This is a genomic window from Brevibacterium sp. Mu109, assembly GCF_900169375.1.
Classification (GTDB): domain Bacteria; phylum Actinomycetota; class Actinomycetes; order Actinomycetales; family Brevibacteriaceae; genus Brevibacterium; species Brevibacterium yomogidense_A.
Genome location: NZ_FXZF01000006.1, coordinates 18,002 through 32,562, shown reverse-complemented (window position 1 = coordinate 32,562; position 14,561 = coordinate 18,002). Strand labels below are relative to the sequence as shown.

15 protein-coding genes and 3 tRNA genes are annotated in these 14,561 nt (G+C 68.3%); 7 read left to right on the top strand and 11 right to left on the bottom strand.

Annotation, left to right across the window (positions count from 1 at the left end; all coding sequences use genetic code 11):
• The first annotated feature begins 20 nt into the window (after nucleotides 1-20).
• Both BSP109_RS05055 and BSP109_RS05050 read left to right on the top strand, forming a co-directional pair.
• Nucleotides 21-1,280, top strand: a complete 1,260-nt coding sequence (locus BSP109_RS05055; protein ID WP_101599594.1) for an MFS transporter — start codon at nucleotides 21-23, stop codon at nucleotides 1,278-1,280.
• 60 nt (nucleotides 1,281-1,340) lie between these two features.
• Nucleotides 1,341-2,204 (top strand): fumarylacetoacetate hydrolase family protein, encoded by an 864-nt coding sequence (locus BSP109_RS05050; protein WP_101599593.1) that lies wholly within the window; start codon nucleotides 1,341-1,343, stop codon nucleotides 2,202-2,204.
• A 15-nt stretch (nucleotides 2,205-2,219) separates the two neighbouring features.
• Here BSP109_RS05050 and aqpZ read toward each other — a convergent pair whose 3' ends face one another.
• From aqpZ to BSP109_RS05030, 4 genes are all read right to left on the bottom strand, one after another.
• On the bottom strand, nucleotides 2,220-2,990 hold the full coding sequence (gene aqpZ, locus BSP109_RS05045; protein ID WP_257944565.1) for an aquaporin Z: 771 nt from the start codon (nucleotides 2,988-2,990) through the stop codon (nucleotides 2,220-2,222).
• 70 nt (nucleotides 2,991-3,060) lie between these two features.
• Nucleotides 3,061-4,095 carry an acyltransferase gene (locus tag BSP109_RS05040; RefSeq protein WP_087009006.1) on the bottom strand — a complete coding sequence of 345 codons (1,035 nt, stop codon included), beginning with the start codon at nucleotides 4,093-4,095 and terminating at the stop codon, nucleotides 3,061-3,063.
• A 68-nt stretch (nucleotides 4,096-4,163) separates the two neighbouring features.
• Complete coding sequence (locus BSP109_RS05035) at nucleotides 4,164-5,306, bottom strand: acyl-CoA desaturase (protein WP_101599592.1); 1,143 nt, start codon at nucleotides 5,304-5,306, stop codon at nucleotides 4,164-4,166.
• Between the two features lie 111 nt (nucleotides 5,307-5,417).
• Complete coding sequence (locus BSP109_RS05030) at nucleotides 5,418-5,621, bottom strand: cold-shock protein (protein ID WP_087009002.1); 204 nt, start codon at nucleotides 5,619-5,621, stop codon at nucleotides 5,418-5,420.
• A 505-nt stretch (nucleotides 5,622-6,126) separates the two neighbouring features.
• Here BSP109_RS05030 and BSP109_RS05025 point away from each other — a divergent pair.
• Entirely contained in the window at nucleotides 6,127-7,338 is a 1,212-nt protein-coding gene (locus BSP109_RS05025) for a globin domain-containing protein (protein WP_087009000.1), read from the top strand.
• Between the two features lie 142 nt (nucleotides 7,339-7,480).
• On the opposite strand, the gene BSP109_RS05020 is transcribed toward BSP109_RS05025, so the two are convergent.
• From BSP109_RS05020 to BSP109_RS05005, 4 genes are all read right to left on the bottom strand, one after another.
• The gene (locus tag BSP109_RS05020; RefSeq protein WP_087008998.1) at nucleotides 7,481-8,200 is read right to left on the bottom strand and encodes a helix-turn-helix domain-containing protein; all 720 of its coding nucleotides are present in this window, start codon (nucleotides 8,198-8,200) and stop codon (nucleotides 7,481-7,483) included.
• A 290-nt stretch (nucleotides 8,201-8,490) separates the two neighbouring features.
• Nucleotides 8,491-8,566, bottom strand: a tRNA-Phe gene (locus tag BSP109_RS05015).
• A gap of 92 nt (nucleotides 8,567-8,658) precedes the next feature.
• Nucleotides 8,659-8,732: transfer RNA gene (locus BSP109_RS05010), tRNA-Asp, on the bottom strand.
• Between the two features lie 45 nt (nucleotides 8,733-8,777).
• A tRNA-Glu gene (locus tag BSP109_RS05005) sits at nucleotides 8,778-8,850 on the bottom strand.
• 159 nt (nucleotides 8,851-9,009) lie between these two features.
• On the opposite strand from BSP109_RS05005, the gene BSP109_RS05000 reads away from it, so the two are divergent.
• Both BSP109_RS05000 and ybaK read left to right on the top strand, forming a co-directional pair.
• Nucleotides 9,010-9,369 (top strand): metallopeptidase family protein, encoded by a 360-nt coding sequence (locus tag BSP109_RS05000; RefSeq protein ID WP_180959617.1) that lies wholly within the window; start codon nucleotides 9,010-9,012, stop codon nucleotides 9,367-9,369.
• An 88-nt stretch (nucleotides 9,370-9,457) separates the two neighbouring features.
• Nucleotides 9,458-9,955: a Cys-tRNA(Pro) deacylase gene (gene ybaK, locus BSP109_RS04995; RefSeq protein WP_087009238.1), complete on the top strand. Its 498-nt coding sequence runs from the start codon at nucleotides 9,458-9,460 to the stop codon at nucleotides 9,953-9,955.
• 143 nt (nucleotides 9,956-10,098) lie between these two features.
• On the opposite strand, the gene BSP109_RS04990 is transcribed toward ybaK, so the two are convergent.
• Nucleotides 10,099-10,725 carry a YigZ family protein gene (locus tag BSP109_RS04990; RefSeq protein WP_101599591.1) on the bottom strand — a complete coding sequence of 209 codons (627 nt, stop codon included), beginning with the start codon at nucleotides 10,723-10,725 and terminating at the stop codon, nucleotides 10,099-10,101.
• A 117-nt stretch (nucleotides 10,726-10,842) separates the two neighbouring features.
• On the opposite strand from BSP109_RS04990, the gene BSP109_RS04985 reads away from it, so the two are divergent.
• Nucleotides 10,843-12,195, top strand: coding sequence for an aspartate aminotransferase family protein (locus BSP109_RS04985; RefSeq protein ID WP_101599590.1), 1,353 nt, complete (start codon nucleotides 10,843-10,845; stop codon nucleotides 12,193-12,195).
• On the top strand, nucleotides 12,195-12,965 hold the full coding sequence (locus BSP109_RS04980; RefSeq protein WP_101599589.1) for a GPP34 family phosphoprotein: 771 nt from the start codon (nucleotides 12,195-12,197) through the stop codon (nucleotides 12,963-12,965). The genes BSP109_RS04985 and BSP109_RS04980 overlap by 1 nt, the downstream gene beginning before the upstream one ends.
• Before the next feature lie 9 nt (nucleotides 12,966-12,974).
• Here the strand turns inward: BSP109_RS04980 and BSP109_RS04975 are convergent, their stop codons facing one another.
• Together BSP109_RS04975 and BSP109_RS04970 are read right to left on the bottom strand one after the other, a co-directional pair.
• Nucleotides 12,975-13,706, bottom strand: coding sequence for a DUF6308 family protein (locus BSP109_RS04975; RefSeq protein WP_101599588.1), 732 nt, complete (start codon nucleotides 13,704-13,706; stop codon nucleotides 12,975-12,977).
• A gap of 154 nt (nucleotides 13,707-13,860) precedes the next feature.
• Nucleotides 13,861-14,517 carry a TetR/AcrR family transcriptional regulator gene (locus BSP109_RS04970; RefSeq protein ID WP_087008988.1) on the bottom strand — a complete coding sequence of 219 codons (657 nt, stop codon included), beginning with the start codon at nucleotides 14,515-14,517 and terminating at the stop codon, nucleotides 13,861-13,863.
• Between the last annotated feature and the right edge of the window lie 44 nt (nucleotides 14,518-14,561).

The following is a 14,561-nucleotide window of genomic DNA, read 5'->3' as shown; positions in this document are numbered from 1 at the left end:
TCGAGGCTGAGGAGTGTGATGTGAGCGGGTCCGGCAGCCGGTGGCTGTGGCTGCTCGTCGGCTCCGCGATCCTCACGCAGACGACGCTCAACATCGTCCGTCCCACCATCAGCTACCAGCTGCTGGGGATGGGCGCGGACGCGGGAGCGGTAGGAATGGTCACCTCCGCCTACGCCCTGCTCCCGCTCGTGCTGGTGCTGTGGCTGGGGCGGCTCACGGAGAAGACTCCCCGGCTGTCCGTCCTGATCGCCGTGGGCGCCGTGATCTTCGCCGCGTCCTGCCTGCTTCTCTCGATCGCGACCAGTGTCTGGGTCGTGGCCCTGGCCTCCGTCGTGCTGGGCGTCGCCCACATCGTGTTCACGATCGCCGGGCAGGCCGCGATCGCGCGCTACCTGCCGTCCGACGAGCTGGATCGGGGGTTCGGCTGGTTCACGGCCGGGTTCGCGGTCGGTCAGCTGATCGGTCCCGTCCTCGGCGGCATGCTGCTGGGCACCGGTGCGGACCCGGACGAGCGCACCGCGACCATCCGCATGATCATGCTGATCGGTGCGGCGGTGTCGCTGGCGGCGGTCCCCGTGATCGCTCCGCTCATCCTCGGCATGTCACTGCCCGGCTCGCACACTGACGACGCGGCTGAAGACGGTCCGTCGCCGAGGTCCCGGTCGGCTTCCGCTGAGGAGGGGCCCGCCGCAGACCCCGCCGCCCCCACCATGCTGGGGATCCTGCGCGTGCCGTCCGTCCCCTCGCACATGGTCGCCTCCCTCGCCCTGCTGGCGATGGTGGATCTGCTCATCGCGTTCCTCCCGGTCGTGGGGGAACAGCGCGGAGTGTCCCCGGTGTGGGTCGGCGTGTTCCTCGCGGTGCGCGCTGCTGCCACGATCCTGTCGCGGATCTGCCTGCCGTGGCTGTCTGCGCGCTCCAGGCGGTCGGACCTGGTGATCGTCAGCCTGCTGGGAGCGGGCGTCATGATCGTCGCGACGCCGTCGACCCTCACCTGGCCGACTGTCACGATCGTGCTCATGGCGATCGGCGGATTCTTCCTGGGCCTGGGGCAGCCGCTGACCATGACCCTGATCGTGCGGGCGGTGCCGATGACGTGGCGGAGCACCGCGCTGGCGGTGCGGCTCATGGGGAACAGGCTGGGGCAGGTGGCGCTGCCGATGGCGGCGGGCGTCGTCGCCTCGACCGTGGGGCCGGCCGGCGCGATCTGGTTCGCAGGACTGCTGCTGGTCATCAGCGGCGGGGAGAAGACCGTGAGACGGTATCGACGGACGACGTGACCGCGTGTCGATGATCTGGAGCACCGTGGAACGACGGTGCCGTGACGAGAGGATGAGGCGATGAGGCTGGGCAACCAGGATGGACGGGCAGTGCTGCTGCTCGAGGACACGGCAGTGGACGTGGCAGAGCAGTCGGACGGGCGCTTCGGCCCGGACCTGATGGACGTCTACGAGAAGTGGGAGGAGTTCTCCGCCTGGGCGAAGGCGGCGACGCCGGGCGCCGGCCGACCGGTCTCCGCCGCGCAGCTCGGGACTCCGGTCCCGCGGCCGCGCCAGATCTTCGGCATCGGGCTGAACTACCGGGACCACGCGGATGAGGCGAACCTCGCGCACCCGGAGAACATCGTGGTCTTCACGAAGTTCGCCTCATCGCTCGCGGGACCCGAATCCACCGCGGCGGTGTCATCGGACTCGGTCGACTACGAGGCGGAGCTGGTGGTCGTGGTGGGTCGCGAGGCCCACCGCGTGGGCGTCGACGAAGCGGCCGACGTCATCGCCGGGTACTCGGTGGGGCAGGACATCAGCGATCGGGGAGTGCAGATGCGCCCGCCCGCTCCGCAGTTCTCGCTGGGCAAGTCCTTCCCCGGCTATGCGCCGGTCGGGCCTGCGGTCGTGACGCGGGATGAGCTCGCCGATCCGTCCGCGCTGCGCATCTCGTGCGCGTTCACGGGTCCGACCGCGCAGGCGCAGGGGGCCGACGTCTGGACTGCACAGGACGGCAGCACCGGCGACATGATCTTCTCCCCGGAGCGGATCATCTCCGACCTGTCGCAGGTCGTCACCCTCTACCCGGGGGATCTCATCTTCACGGGCACTCCTGCCGGTGTCGGCATGGCGCGCGGCGTCGCCGTCCAGCCCGGCGATGTCATGACGACGACCATCGAGGGGATCGGGTCGATCACCACGGAGTTCGTGGACGGCTGACGGGAGGCTCCGCCCTCAGGCCTTCGCGGCCGTGAGCATCTTGTAGGTCACCCCGGCGATCGCGGCGCCGATGAAGGGGGCGACGATGAACAGCCACACCTGTCCCAGCGCTGCCGGGTTGTACAGGGCCATGGCCAATGACCGCGCCGGGTTGACCGAGGTGTTCGTGACCGGGATGGCGATGAGGTGGATGAGTGTGAGGCTCAGCCCGATCGCCAGGGGAGCGAAGCCCGCCGGTGCCCGGTCGTCGGTGGCTCCGAGGATCACCCACAGGAAGACGGCGGTGAGGACGACCTCGATGACGAGGCAGGCGAGCAGGCTGTAGCCGCCCGGTGACAGGTCACCGAACCCGTTCGTCGCGAAGGATCCCGCGGCGGAGGGGTCGATGGCGAAGTCCTCCTGGCCGCTGGCGACGATGTAGATGACGGTGGCGGCGATCGCGCCGCCGATCACCTGGACGAGCATGTAGGGCGCCACGGCCCTGCCCTCGATGCGGCCGCCGCACAGTGCCCCCAGCGTCACCGCGGGGTTGAAGTGTCCACCGGAGATGTGGCCCAGAGCGTACGCACCCGTCACGACGGTGAGGCCGAACGCCAGTGCGACGCCGAGGAAGCCGATCCCCATCTGGACGCCGTCGCCGTCGATGACCTTCGCTGCGAGGACCGCGGCGCCGCAGCCGCCCAGCACCAGCCAGAAGGTGCCGAGAAACTCCGCCCACAGGCGGGCGCGCATCGGGATCAGGGGAGCGGGTGGAGCGGGAGCTGTGTGGGTGTGTTCCGCGGACATGGCCGTCTCCTCATGCAGGACGAGTGGAGTACGGACACTGTATGTCAGCTGCACACGCCTGTGGTAGAGATCACTCCTGCGCGTGTGCGTGTCGAGGGACGCCCGCTCCGCGCTGGCACGGTGCGACTCCGCTGGCGCGGTCGCCGGCGGGCCAGCGGAAGAGGATCGTGTTCCGCAGGGGCACCATCGCGAGAGGGACGAGGAGTCCGGCGATGAGGAGGAGCCCGATGACGGCCCACGGCGCTGTGATCCCCAGTGCATCGATGGACTCGAACGCGACGGTGATCGTCGTCAGATTGACCAGGTAGACGACGATCGATCCTCTGCCGACCCATTCGAGGAATCGGATCCGGGGAAGGCGCGGGGCGAGCCACAGCACCCCGAGCACCCCGACGAGCGAGAGGAGGAACGTCGAGAACCCCAGCGCTGTCCGCAGCTCGCTGTCATGGGCTGCGACGTATCCCCACGCGACGGTGAACGCGAGCATCGCGGCGGGCAGGGCGGGGTGGATCCGCTGCCACGTGCGGAGGTGCCTGCTCACGGTCGCGCCGGCGAAGAAGAACGCTCCGTACCAGAGGACCTTCTGGGCGTAGTCGCTCCATGAGCCGTCGCCGACGATGAACGTCGAGGCGAGAGCCATCGGGAGCGGGAGCGTCCACGCCGGCAGGAGGCGGGTGAGCGGTGCGACGGCATAGCAGACGATGAGCACCGACAGGAACCACAGGTGCTGCCAGCCCATGAGCATCGCGGGGACGTCCTTGAACAGCCACAGCGGATCCTCATCGGTCCAGAGGGCTTCGAAGCAGATGACGACGATGACGGTCCAGAGGGCGAACGGCCACACGAGCCCACGGAGCTTTCCCGCTGCGTAGTCCTTCATCGGCTTCGACAGCGACCGCGGCAGGAGGAGCCCGGAGAGGAAGAAGAGCAGAGGCATGCGGAAGGGCTGCATCGCCTCTCCGAACCGCATCAGCGCTTCGGGGGTTCCGGGGACGCGCTCGCCGACCGGGTACTGGATGTGGAACAGCGCGACAAGCAGCACCGCGAGCCCGCGGAGCATGTCCATCCACCCGGCACGCGTTCGTGCGGGTTCGGTGTCAGCCATCGCCACCAGCGTACGGGAGAGGTGCCGAGCAGCGGATGCGAAGCGGGCCTCGGCGGCGGTGGTGCGGGTCAGCCCCGGCGGTATTCGGCCATCATCGGGCAGTCGAACGGGTCACGTGCGGCGAGGCCCACACGATTGAGGTAGCCGATGACGATGCCATAGGACTGGAGCAGCCCGGTCTCCGTGTACGGGACACCCAGTTCGCGGCACTTCTCGATGACGATCCGGCGGGTCCTCGCGAGATGCCGGCGCGGCATGCTGGGGAAGAGGTGGTGCTCGATCTGGTAATTGAGGCCGCCCATGAACCAGGTCGCCCACCAGCCGCCGCGGATGTTGCGTGACATGCGGACCTGCTTCGAGAAGAAGTCCAGCTTGACGCTGTGGTCGATGACGGGCATCCCCTTGTGGTTCGGTGCGAACGATGCGCCCATGTAGACGCCGAACACCGCCAGCTGGACGCCCAGGAACGCGAAGGCCATGCCCAGCGGCAGGAACATGAAGAGGGGGATGAGGTACGCGGGGAAGCGGATGGCGAGCAGTGCGAGCTCGATCCAGCGGTGCTTGACCTTGCCGCGCGAGCACAGGTGGCGGATCCCCTGCACATGCAGGTTGAGACCTTCCAGGGTGAGGAGGGGGAAGAAGAGCCAGCCCTGGTAGCTCTGCAGCCACCGGATGGGTCCCTTCGCCTGAGCCGCGTCCGTCGCGACGAAGGACAGGACGCCCGGTGCGATGTCCGGGTCCTTCGAGACCTTGTTCGGGTTCGCGTGGTGGCGCGAGTGCTTCGAGTCCCACCACGAGTAGCTCATCCCGACGATCCCGCCGAAGAAGATCGAGAGGCGGTCGTTCGCGCGGCCGGACGACAGGATGGTGCGGTGCGCCGCCTCGTGCGCGAGGAATGCGACCTGGGTGAAGAGGATTCCCAGTGCCGCAGCGATGAGGAGCTGGAACCAGCTGTCACCGAGGAGGACGAATCCCACGCCGCATGCGACGAATCCGAGGATGAGGCCCGCGCCGATGAGCGCGTAGAACCACGGTGTCCGGGCAAGGAGTCCCTCGGCGCGGACGACCTTCGAGACCTCCAGGTACGACTTCGCCAGAGGGGGGAACGGGCGGGTGCGGACCACACCGGATTCCTTGGCGGGGGAGCTCGTGATGGGGCTGGGGGAGGAGGGACGGGAGATCGTGAGCTTTGAGGGCGCAGATGCAGGCATATGGGTCTACCGCTTCTCGTCGTGGGACGTCATCGTCGATGCCGGGGACGGCGTGGTGAATGGAGAACGGGGGTGGATGGTCGATGACCATCCACCCCCGTTCAGAGCAGATCAGAGAGCCTGGACTCGCGTCGCCTGCATGCCCTTGGGGCTTGACTCTGCGTCGAAGTCGACCGACTGACCCTCTTCGAGGCTGCGGTAGCCGGAGCCCTCGATAGCGCTGAAGTGGGTGAAGACGTCAGCGGACCCATCGCTGGGCTCGATGAAGCCGAAGCCCTTTTCCGCGTTGAACCACTTGACGGTGCCTGTAGCCATACTGCATATCCTTTGTGTACGGGCCACCCACCTGAGTGACCGTGTTTTCCGAGCCGATTGCCGGTCCGGAGATCTGGGGGATGCACACCTGAGAGTGTGCGGTGCATCCGACGCTGCGCGCCGGACGGGTGTGGGTCATCCGCGGTGACGGCTTGGTGTGGCACGCGACGATGCGTGCAGTGCCTGCCTGCGGACTGTGAGGGGTGAAGCGAGTGAAGAAGATGAAATGTCGTTTCGTCGGGCCTGTGAGGCTGGTCGAATATTCGCCGGGTGCAGATGGGCCTGTCGACCGGAGTGGCTCTCCCACTGACTCAGCGGTGGTGGCTGCTGGCGCCTTGTGAGCGTCCGGCTGCCGCACCGATTGATTTCATCCTAGCACGGCGGATCGGATTCGATGCATCGGCAGGATCCCGAATAATCACGGTCGAACCGGAGGCGCGCAATCGCGCGGCGGAGGAGGATCGGACCGTACTCACCCACCGTGACCACGAGAGGAAGGCACCCCATGAAGCTGTCCCCTGATTCTGAAGCCGTCGTCGCAGCGACGGCGGAGGTCGTCGCCGCGCATGCGGAGGAGATCACGACCGTCTTCTACCGCGACATGTTCGACGCGCACCCGGAGCTGCTCAACGTGTTCAACGTTGCCAATCAGGCGGTCGGGGAGCAGCCCAAGGCGCTCGCGGCCTCTGTGGTGGCCTTCGCGGTGAACCTCATCGATCCGGACGCGCCGGACTTCACCCCGATCATGCAGCGGATCGCGCACAAGCACGTGTCCCTGGGCATCAAGGCGCGCGAGTACACGATCGTGGGCCGCTACCTGCTGGGTGCGGTGGGGAAGGTGCTGGGCGACGCGGTGACGCCGGAGGTCGGCCAGGCGTGGGACGAGGTGTACTGGCTGTTCGCGACGTCGCTCATCGCGGAGGAGGCGAAGCTGTACGCGGAAGCGGGGACCGACCCGGAGGAGCCGTGGCGGCAGTACCGCGTGGTCGAGCGCTTCGAGGAATCCGACGAGGTCTTCTCCCTGCTGCTGGCACCGGTGTCGGGCCAGATCCCCAGCCACCGCACGGGCCAGTACGTCGCGATCGCCGTCGATGTCCCGGGTGGGACGCGGCAGCCGAGGCAGTACACGATCTCGTCCGGGCCGCGCGGCGATTCGATCCGCGTGACGATCAAGCGGGTCCGCGGTGTCGCCGGTGCGCCCGACGGCCAGGTGTCCGGATGGCTCCACGAGAACGCGGTGCCCGGTACCGTCCTCGACGTGTCGCAGCCTGCCGGCGACGTGATCCTGGATGAGTCCGATTCGCCGGTCGTCCTCGTGTCCGCGGGCATCGGGATCACGCCTGTCGCCGCGATCCTCGAGGACCTGTCCCGCCGGCAGCCGGACCGCACGGTGCGGCTCTTCCATGCGGACAAGTCGCACGGCCAGCACGCCCTGTACGACGGTCTGCGCCGGCAGGTGCTGGCGATGTCCGACGCGAAGGCGCAGAACTGGTACGAGGAGGAGGCGGAGTCCGCCCCGACCCTGCATCCCGCGCGCTCGGGCTTCATGGACCTCACCGACGTGGAGCTGCCGGCCGAGGCGCAGGTGTTCATGTGCGGACCGCTGCCCTTCATGCAGATAGCCCGGCGCACCCTGATCTCGCAGGGCGTTCCCAGCGACAGCATCCACTACGAGGTCTTCGGGCCGGATCTCTGGGTGCGGAACCCGGAGGGCTGATCGAGTCCGCGTGAGCTCTGCGGGTCGATCTGGCCGAGACGCCGGGGGTCGATCTGGCCGAGACGCCGGTTACCGGCTCGAAACCCCGCTTCCCGGCGCGGTGTTTCGAGCCGGTAGCCGGCGTCTCGCGTGGGTGATGGTCCTAGGACTGGTCCTGGAGTGAGCGGAGCGCGTTCGCTGCATGCTGTTCGAGTGCGGCGTCGTCCCTGTCGCCGTCGATCCCGCCCGGCCTGTTCGCCCGGGGCGCCTCTCCGGAGAGTCCCAGGACGAGCATGCACCGGTCCGGCCCCACGAAGGGGTGGAGCCTCTTCAGCTCGAGCGGTCCGGAGACCTGTTCGAGCTGGTGGCGGACGAGCTTGGCGTGGACGGAGCACACGAGCGGGCGTTCCTCATCGATGAGCTCCTGGTAGAGGCAGGGGACCAGGCCCACGGTGAGGTCGCGTTCGTCGACCTCCGGTTCGAGGCCGGCGTCGTCCAGATGCTCGTACAGCGCATCGAGCTGGTGGACCGCGTCGTCGCCCAGGTCGTCGCTGTGGTCGAGGTCGGGGTCGATGCGGCGCAGCATCGAGCCGCGTGATCTGGCCTCGCCAGCACGGCGCTGAGCTTCGGGGTTGTGCTCGGCGCGGGTCACGGGGGAGTAGCCCATCGGGGGACGGCCGCGTCTGCCGGTCTCGACGGGAGCGCTCACGACGAGCCCCTCCTCCTCGAGGACGCGCAGGTGATCGCGGGCGGTGTTGATGTGCACGCCGGCATCGTCGGCCAGAGCCGTCAGCTGCTGACCGGGTTTCCGGTGCACGGCCTGCAGCAGTCTCAGGCGGCTCACCTGAGTGAGCCCCCTGTAGTCATCGGTCCGGCGCGGCATGCTGTCAGTGTAGGGATCCGGTGGATTCGGTCGTGGAGTGCGGCTGAGCCCCGGACGTCTGCGTCCCAGTACGTGAGCCGCACTCTCGTCGTCCCCCTCATCGAGTGAGTGCAATCCGGCCCGAGATCTCTCGAACTGGGCCGGATTGCACTCACTCGGCGCGCGCTGATGGGGTGCCCTTCGTTGCGGCGCTCGGCGCTCGGCGGTCCGACGCGCAGCGGACCAGCGCGCGGCAGGCGGGCGATGCGGCACGAAGAAGCCCCCTGGCGGGCCAGGGGGCTTCTTCGTGATGGTGGCTCCGACCGGCGTCGATCCGGTGACCTTTCGATTTTCAGTCGAACGCTCTACCAACTGAGCTACAGAGCCATATTCTGTTGTCGGCCTGATCGGATGAGGGCGATCATCCGGACCGATGAAAGAACAAAGGCTCTTCCTTGAGAGAAGAGCCTTATGCTCCGCGACCCTGACGGGACTCGAACCCGCGACCTCCGCCGTGACAGGGCGGCGCGCTAACCAACTGCGCTACAGGGCCATATTCATTTGTGCGTGCGATGTGCGCAAACGCCTATCGTACACGTACCCCCAACGGGATTCGAACCCGTGTCGCCGCCGTGAAAGGGCGGTGTCCTAGGCCACTAGACGATGGGGGCTTCTAGCGGTCTACCGCCTTTCGGCCTGCGAACCTCCGTAAGCTTAGCCCCATCCTCAGGCGGTTCGCAAATCTTCTGAGCCGTGTGCTCCGTCACAGGGGCCGCCGCTGATCCGGGCGGCAGACTGCCCCTGCTCCCGCCCTCCGTAGACTGGCGCGCATGGACGTGAGTGAGGTCAGCGACGAGCTGTTCGACTCCCTGGTCGACCAGGCGGTGGAGGATCTGCCGCCCGGCGTCGTCGATCATATGGACAACGTCGCGCTCTTCGTCGAGCCGGAGCCGCCGGCGGACACCCCCGGGCTGCTGGGCATCTACGACGGCATCCCCCTGCCGGAGAGGGGAGGGGGTTCCTTCAGCTTCGTCCCGCCGGACACCATCACCCTCTTCAAGAACCCGCTGATCGCCTTCGCGGAGGATGTGGAGCATCTGGCCGACGAGATCCTCGTGACGATCGTCCACGAGATCGCTCACCACTACGGCATCGAGGAGGACCGGCTCCACGAGCTGGGGTGGGGCTGAGATCCCGGCCCAGAAGAGGTGGTGCGCCGTGTGACGCAGGTCGCTCGATTTCGTGTGCGTACAGCGCATCTCGTATCGTGGTCACATCATGTCCCGTCGAACTCAAGTGGTAGCCGCCACGCCCGCTCTGCGCGTCCTCGGATTGGCCGGTATCGAATACACGGTCCACGAGTACGAGCACGACCCTCGCGCTCGCCGCTACGGCAGCGAAGCAGCAGAGAAGCTGGGCGTCATACCGAACAGGATCTTCAAGACACTGCACATCCTCGTCGACTCGCAGCCGGTCAGCGCGCTGGTGCCGGTGTCGGGGCAGCTGGATCTCAAGGCACTCGCCTCCGCCGCGGGCGGCAAGAAGGCGACTCTCGCCGGCGTCGCGGAAGCGGAGCGCCGCACCGGGTACACCGCAGGTGGCATGAGCCCGTTCGGGCAGCGCACCTCCACCCCCGTCTACGTCGACGAATCCGTGGTCGGCCACGACACGGTGTTCATCTCCGCCGGTCGTCGCGGCCTCGAGATCGAGATGCGCCCGAATGACCTGCTGATGCTCACCAACGCAGCCGTCGGCCGCATCGCCCAGCTCGACTGATCGTCCGGCCAATTGACCGTACGGCCAACTGACCGTCCGGCCGACTGACCGTACGGTCACGTCGACCACCGCGCCCGAGGCCCCCGACCTCGGGCGCTTCTGTCTTTACTCCCAGCCCGTCGTCGTGCGGATCGCGGCTGCCCTCACGCGGACCACTCCGGTTCGCCGATCGCGGGCTCCGCAGAACCGGCGCTCACATCGGCGAGGCTGTGCAGGCCCGCGTCCAGTTCCGCGGGCGGGATGCGGACGGTGACGACGACCTCGGCGCCGTACTCCGACTCCGTCGTCCAGCCGGCGGCGTGCGCCATCCGATCGATCGCGGCGGCCAGCGCGTAGTCGACCGTCACCGTCACCGGCACGCGCTGGGAGTGCGTGACGATGCGTGCTGCGGCCACTGCCTGCGAGGTCGCGTCGCCGTAGGCGCGCACCAGACCGCCGGCGCCCAGCAGAGTCCCGCCGAAGTAGCGCGTGACGACCGCCAGCACGTAGGTCAGCTCATGGCCGACGAGGACGTCGAGGATGGGTGCGCCCGCAGTGCCGGCGGGTTCGCCGTCATCACTGAAGCGGCGCGTGCGGGAATCCGGGTCCAGGACGAACGCGGTGCAGTGGTGCCGTGCCTTGGGGTGCTCGGCGCGCCGCTGGGCGATGACCTCGCGGGCGCCGTCCTCATCCGCGACGGGAGCGAGGAGGCTCAGGAAGCGGGACCGCTTGATCTCGATCTCCGCCTCCGTGGCGCTGGTGAGCGTGCGATACGAGGTCGGGGAGGACATGCCGCGACTCTATCCGTCTGCGGGAACGGACCGTAGTGTGGGACAGGAGGCCGGGGAGGCTGCCCGGCACGTCACTGCGGTGAGGGCCGGCCCCACCCGGAAGCCTGGAGGACGACGATGCTGGATTTCTCGGAGGACGAGTTGGAGGAGCTGCGCGGGGAGTCGCAGCGCGCCTACGACCTGGACCGCGCGCACGTGTTCCATTCGTGGTCAGCGCAGAAGCAGATCACGCCGATGGTCGTGTCCCGCGCCGCGGGATCCTACGTGTACGACGGGGAGGCTCGGCCGCTGCTCGACTTCTCCTCGCAGCTGGTCAACACGAACATCGGCCACCAGCACCCCGCCGTCGTGCAAGCGATCAAGGATCAGGCCGACGTCCTCTGCACGATCAACCCGGCACACGCGAACGACAAGCGCTCCGAGGCCGCCCGGCTGATCGCCGAACGGCTGCCGGAGTCGCTCAACCGGATCTTCTTCACCAACGGCGGTGCGGACGCCGTCGAGCACGCGGTGCGCATGGCCCGCCTGCACACCGGGCGGCGCAAGGTCCTCTCCCGCTACCGCAGCTACCACGGCGGCACCGAGCAGGCCGTCAACATCACCGGTGACCCCCGGCGGTTCCGCAATGACATGGGCGACGCGGGGACGGTTCACTTCTTCGGTCCCTTCCTCTACCGGTCCGAGTTCCACGCGACGACCGAGGCGGAGGAGACCGACCGCGCGCTCACCCACCTGCGCCGCACGATCGAGCTGGAGGGACCTCAGACCATCGCTGCGGTCATCCTCGAATCGATTCCCGGCACGGCGGGCATCATGATCCCGTCGACGGAGTACATGCAGGGCGTGCGCGCGCTGTGCGACGAGTTCGGCATCGTCTACATCGCAGACGAGGTCATGGCGGGCTTCGGGCGATCGGGCAGGTGGTTCGCATTCGAGCACTTCGATGTCGTCCCGGACCTGGTGGCCTTCGCGAAGGGCGTGAACTCGGGCTACGTGCCGCTGGGCGGAGTGGCGATCAGCGATGCGATCTTCGATACCTTCGCGGACGTCGCCTACCCCGGCGGACTCACGTACTCCGGGCATCCGCTGGCCTGTGCCGCCGCTGTCGCGACGATCACGGCGATGGAGGACGAGGGCATGGTGGAGAACGCCGCGCACCTGGGCGAGGCCGTCGTGGGACCGAGGCTGCGCGAGATCGCAGCGACCTCGCCGATCGTCGGCGAGGTGCGCGGCACGGGGATGTTCTGGGCGATCGACCTCGTGACGGACAAGGAGACGAAGGAGCCGCTGGCACCGTACGGCGGATCGTCGCCGCAGATGAACGAGGTCATCGGGCGGATCAAGGCAGGCGGTGTCCTCCCGTTCGCCAACTTCAACCGCATCCACGTCGTCCCGCCGCTCAACGTGAGCGAGGCGGAGCTGCGGGAGGGCCTCGCGGTCCTGGAGCGCGCGTTCACGGAGCCGATCTGATGCTCATCTGCGAGGAGATGCTGCTCCTGCTCACCCGCGACGACGGTCGGACCGAGGCCTGGGTGAGCTACCGCGACTACGCGCTGGCGGCCGGACTCCTGGCCGATCTGGCGCTGGCCGACTGCGTCGAGTTCGAGGACCGGAAGAATCCGAAGGTCTGGCTGGCCGGTGAGGTCGGAGGCGGCGCCGGGCAGGCCCGGAGCGAGGCACGGAGCACGTTCCCGGCGCCGGGAGCCGCACCGGGCGCAGCCGAGGACGCCGGGCCCGGAGCTGTCATGGAGTTCGGCATCCGGGCGCTCGCGGAGCGCTCGAAGCCACCGCGGGTCCAGTCGCTCGTCACCGCGGGCTGGTTCAATCCGCGGGAGGTCGTCTCCCGGAGCCTCGTGGCCCAAGGAGTGCTGGATCTGGAGGAGGCGAAGTACCTCGGACTGCGACCCGAGCGGTACCCCGCCGTCGATGACGGGCCGGAAGCGCACACCCGTTCTCGCCTGCGAGAGGCACTGGCCGGCCGTGGGGAGATCTCCCTATCGGACGCGATGGTGCTGGGGATCCTGCGGGGCATGGACTCCGCGAAGGTGATCCTCAAGGAGGAGGCCGCGGCCGAGGGGCTGAAGGGCGGTGGACTGAACAAGCGCATCGAGCAGATCACCGACGAGCTGCCGGCTCTCGCCCAGCAGAGCGGCAGGGCCGTCAAGGCGTCCATCGACTCCATCAACGCGGCCATCGCGGCGGGGATCGCCGCGTCCGCCGCGGTGACAGCCCCGACGTAGTCGCTGGGGTCAGTCCCGGGCCTCGTGTTCGTCGCACGGTGCGGGATCCACATCCGTCGCGTGGACCCACAGGGCCGCGTCGAGGACCCGGAGCCGCTCCTTGTCGCTCTTCACGCGGCAGGGCGACGACGAGGCCAGATCCTTGAGGTCGTCGCGGAGGTCGTCGAGCACGTCGTCCACCTGCTCGTCGCGCATGAGCTCGCGGAACACCCGCCAGTCCTTCCCGAAGTCCCGAAGATCGGCAAGTCCCAGGAAGTCGCAGACCGCAGCATCGCGCACGGGGAAGAGGTCCGGACGCTTGCGTGCCGTCAGCTTGCTGGCCGTCACCCAGGGGTTCGGGTCCGCCGCGCCGGCCTGGCCCAGATTCGCCTTCACGAACTCGTAGAAGTCGCTCATGGGCGCGAAGTGCTTGCCCTTCGCATCCTCGAGTCGGCGGTCCGGCAGAGCCTCGAGCAGACGCCGCACCGTCTTGCGGGTGCCCTTGTCCTCGACGAACAGGCGCACGGAGTGCGCGGGGATCGAGACGGACAGCATGCTCGTCGCGAGGAGGTCTGAGGCGGAGATCGCATCGGACGGGTTCGGGGTGATCCGGGTGAAGCTCGCGCCGGCGTAATCGGTGTCGACGCAGTAGTAGCGCCGCAGGCGCTGCGGGGTCTCCGGACTCGTGAGCGCGGTCAGAGTCTGTTCGCGCGCGTGGTCGATGTACTGCTGCTCCACCTCTGGGAAGCCCTTGCGAGACATGATGTCTCCTCTTCTGCGCCGGAAGGCGTCCTCGTGGATTCGGTGTTCCCCGAGTGTATGCGCTCGCAAGGACCCCTGTGCTTCAGAGCCTCACGTGCGCTCAGCCTCGTGCGCTGCACAGCCTCGCCTCAGGTGCACTCAGCCGTGCATGGGCTCAGCCTCGTGTGACCGTGCGGCAGCCGACCGCGGCGAGTGCGATCGCGCAGTAGCGCTGCGCCAGTTCGGAGCTGCTGAGTGCTCCGTCCGGTCGATACCAGTGGGAGACGGACGTGCACATGGTCACGACCGCACGGCAGGCATCCCGCGGGTGGGCGGCCTCGAAGACGCCGTCGGCGACGCCCTGCTCCACGATCTCCTCCACCAGTCGCTGCTGGCGGTCCCGCTTCGCGATGTGCGCGGCGCGCGCCTCCGCGTCGAGGCTGCGGATCTCCGTCAGCGCGATGAACGCGTCATCTCTGCGCTGGGTGTGGAATTCGAGCAGGCACGTGATCACGTCGGTGAACCGATCGACGGGGCCCTCAGCCGCGGCGTCCGCGGCGGTGGAGCGCTGCCAGAGGTCCTCCATCGCCTGGCTCATGACGGCGACGAGGATCGCATGCTTGGACGGGTAGTGGTGGTAGACACCCGCGACGGACAGGCTGCTCTCCGCGGCGATCATGCGGATGGTCGTGCCGTGGTACCCGTGCAGGGCGAAGCAGCGCAGCGCCCCCTCCAGGACGGGGTGCAGCCGCGAGCGCCCGTAGTCGTGCCACGTGTCCGCGGCGTCGGCGTCAGCGTCGGTGCCGACGCCGGTGCTCACAGAATCGCTCATGGGGCCTCCTTCGCTGCGGGACCTCGGACGGCGGCTCATTGACA

What these genes read in the sequence shown, in the direction of transcription:
- BSP109_RS05035 (WP_101599592.1), bottom strand. Translation starts at nt 5,306, where the DNA reads ATGCCTGCATCTGCGCCCTCAAAGCTCACGATCTCCCGTCCCTCCTCC.
- BSP109_RS05040 (WP_087009006.1), bottom strand. Translation starts at nt 4,095, where the DNA reads ATGGCTGACACCGAACCCGCACGAACGCGTGCCGGGTGGATGGACATG.
- BSP109_RS04985 (WP_101599590.1), top strand. Translation starts at nt 10,843, where the DNA reads ATGCTGGATTTCTCGGAGGACGAGTTGGAGGAGCTGCGCGGGGAGTCG.
- BSP109_RS05050 (WP_101599593.1), top strand. Translation starts at nt 1,341, where the DNA reads ATGAGGCTGGGCAACCAGGATGGACGGGCAGTGCTGCTGCTCGAGGAC.
- BSP109_RS04970 (WP_087008988.1), bottom strand. Translation starts at nt 14,517, where the DNA reads ATGAGCGATTCTGTGAGCACCGGCGTCGGCACCGACGCTGACGCCGAC.
- BSP109_RS04975 (WP_101599588.1), bottom strand. Translation starts at nt 13,706, where the DNA reads ATGTCTCGCAAGGGCTTCCCAGAGGTGGAGCAGCAGTACATCGACCAC.
- BSP109_RS05025 (WP_087009000.1), top strand. Translation starts at nt 6,127, where the DNA reads ATGAAGCTGTCCCCTGATTCTGAAGCCGTCGTCGCAGCGACGGCGGAG.
- BSP109_RS04980 (WP_101599589.1), top strand. Translation starts at nt 12,195, where the DNA reads ATGCTCATCTGCGAGGAGATGCTGCTCCTGCTCACCCGCGACGACGGT.
- ybaK (WP_087009238.1), top strand. Translation starts at nt 9,458, where the DNA reads ATGTCCCGTCGAACTCAAGTGGTAGCCGCCACGCCCGCTCTGCGCGTC.
- BSP109_RS05000 (WP_180959617.1), top strand. Translation starts at nt 9,010, where the DNA reads ATGGACGTGAGTGAGGTCAGCGACGAGCTGTTCGACTCCCTGGTCGAC.
- BSP109_RS04990 (WP_101599591.1), bottom strand. Translation starts at nt 10,725, where the DNA reads ATGTCCTCCCCGACCTCGTATCGCACGCTCACCAGCGCCACGGAGGCG.
- BSP109_RS05020 (WP_087008998.1), bottom strand. Translation starts at nt 8,200, where the DNA reads ATGCCGCGCCGGACCGATGACTACAGGGGGCTCACTCAGGTGAGCCGC.
- aqpZ (WP_257944565.1), bottom strand. Translation starts at nt 2,990, where the DNA reads ATGTCCGCGGAACACACCCACACAGCTCCCGCTCCACCCGCTCCCCTG.
- BSP109_RS05030 (WP_087009002.1), bottom strand. Translation starts at nt 5,621, where the DNA reads ATGGCTACAGGCACCGTCAAGTGGTTCAACGCGGAAAAGGGCTTCGGC.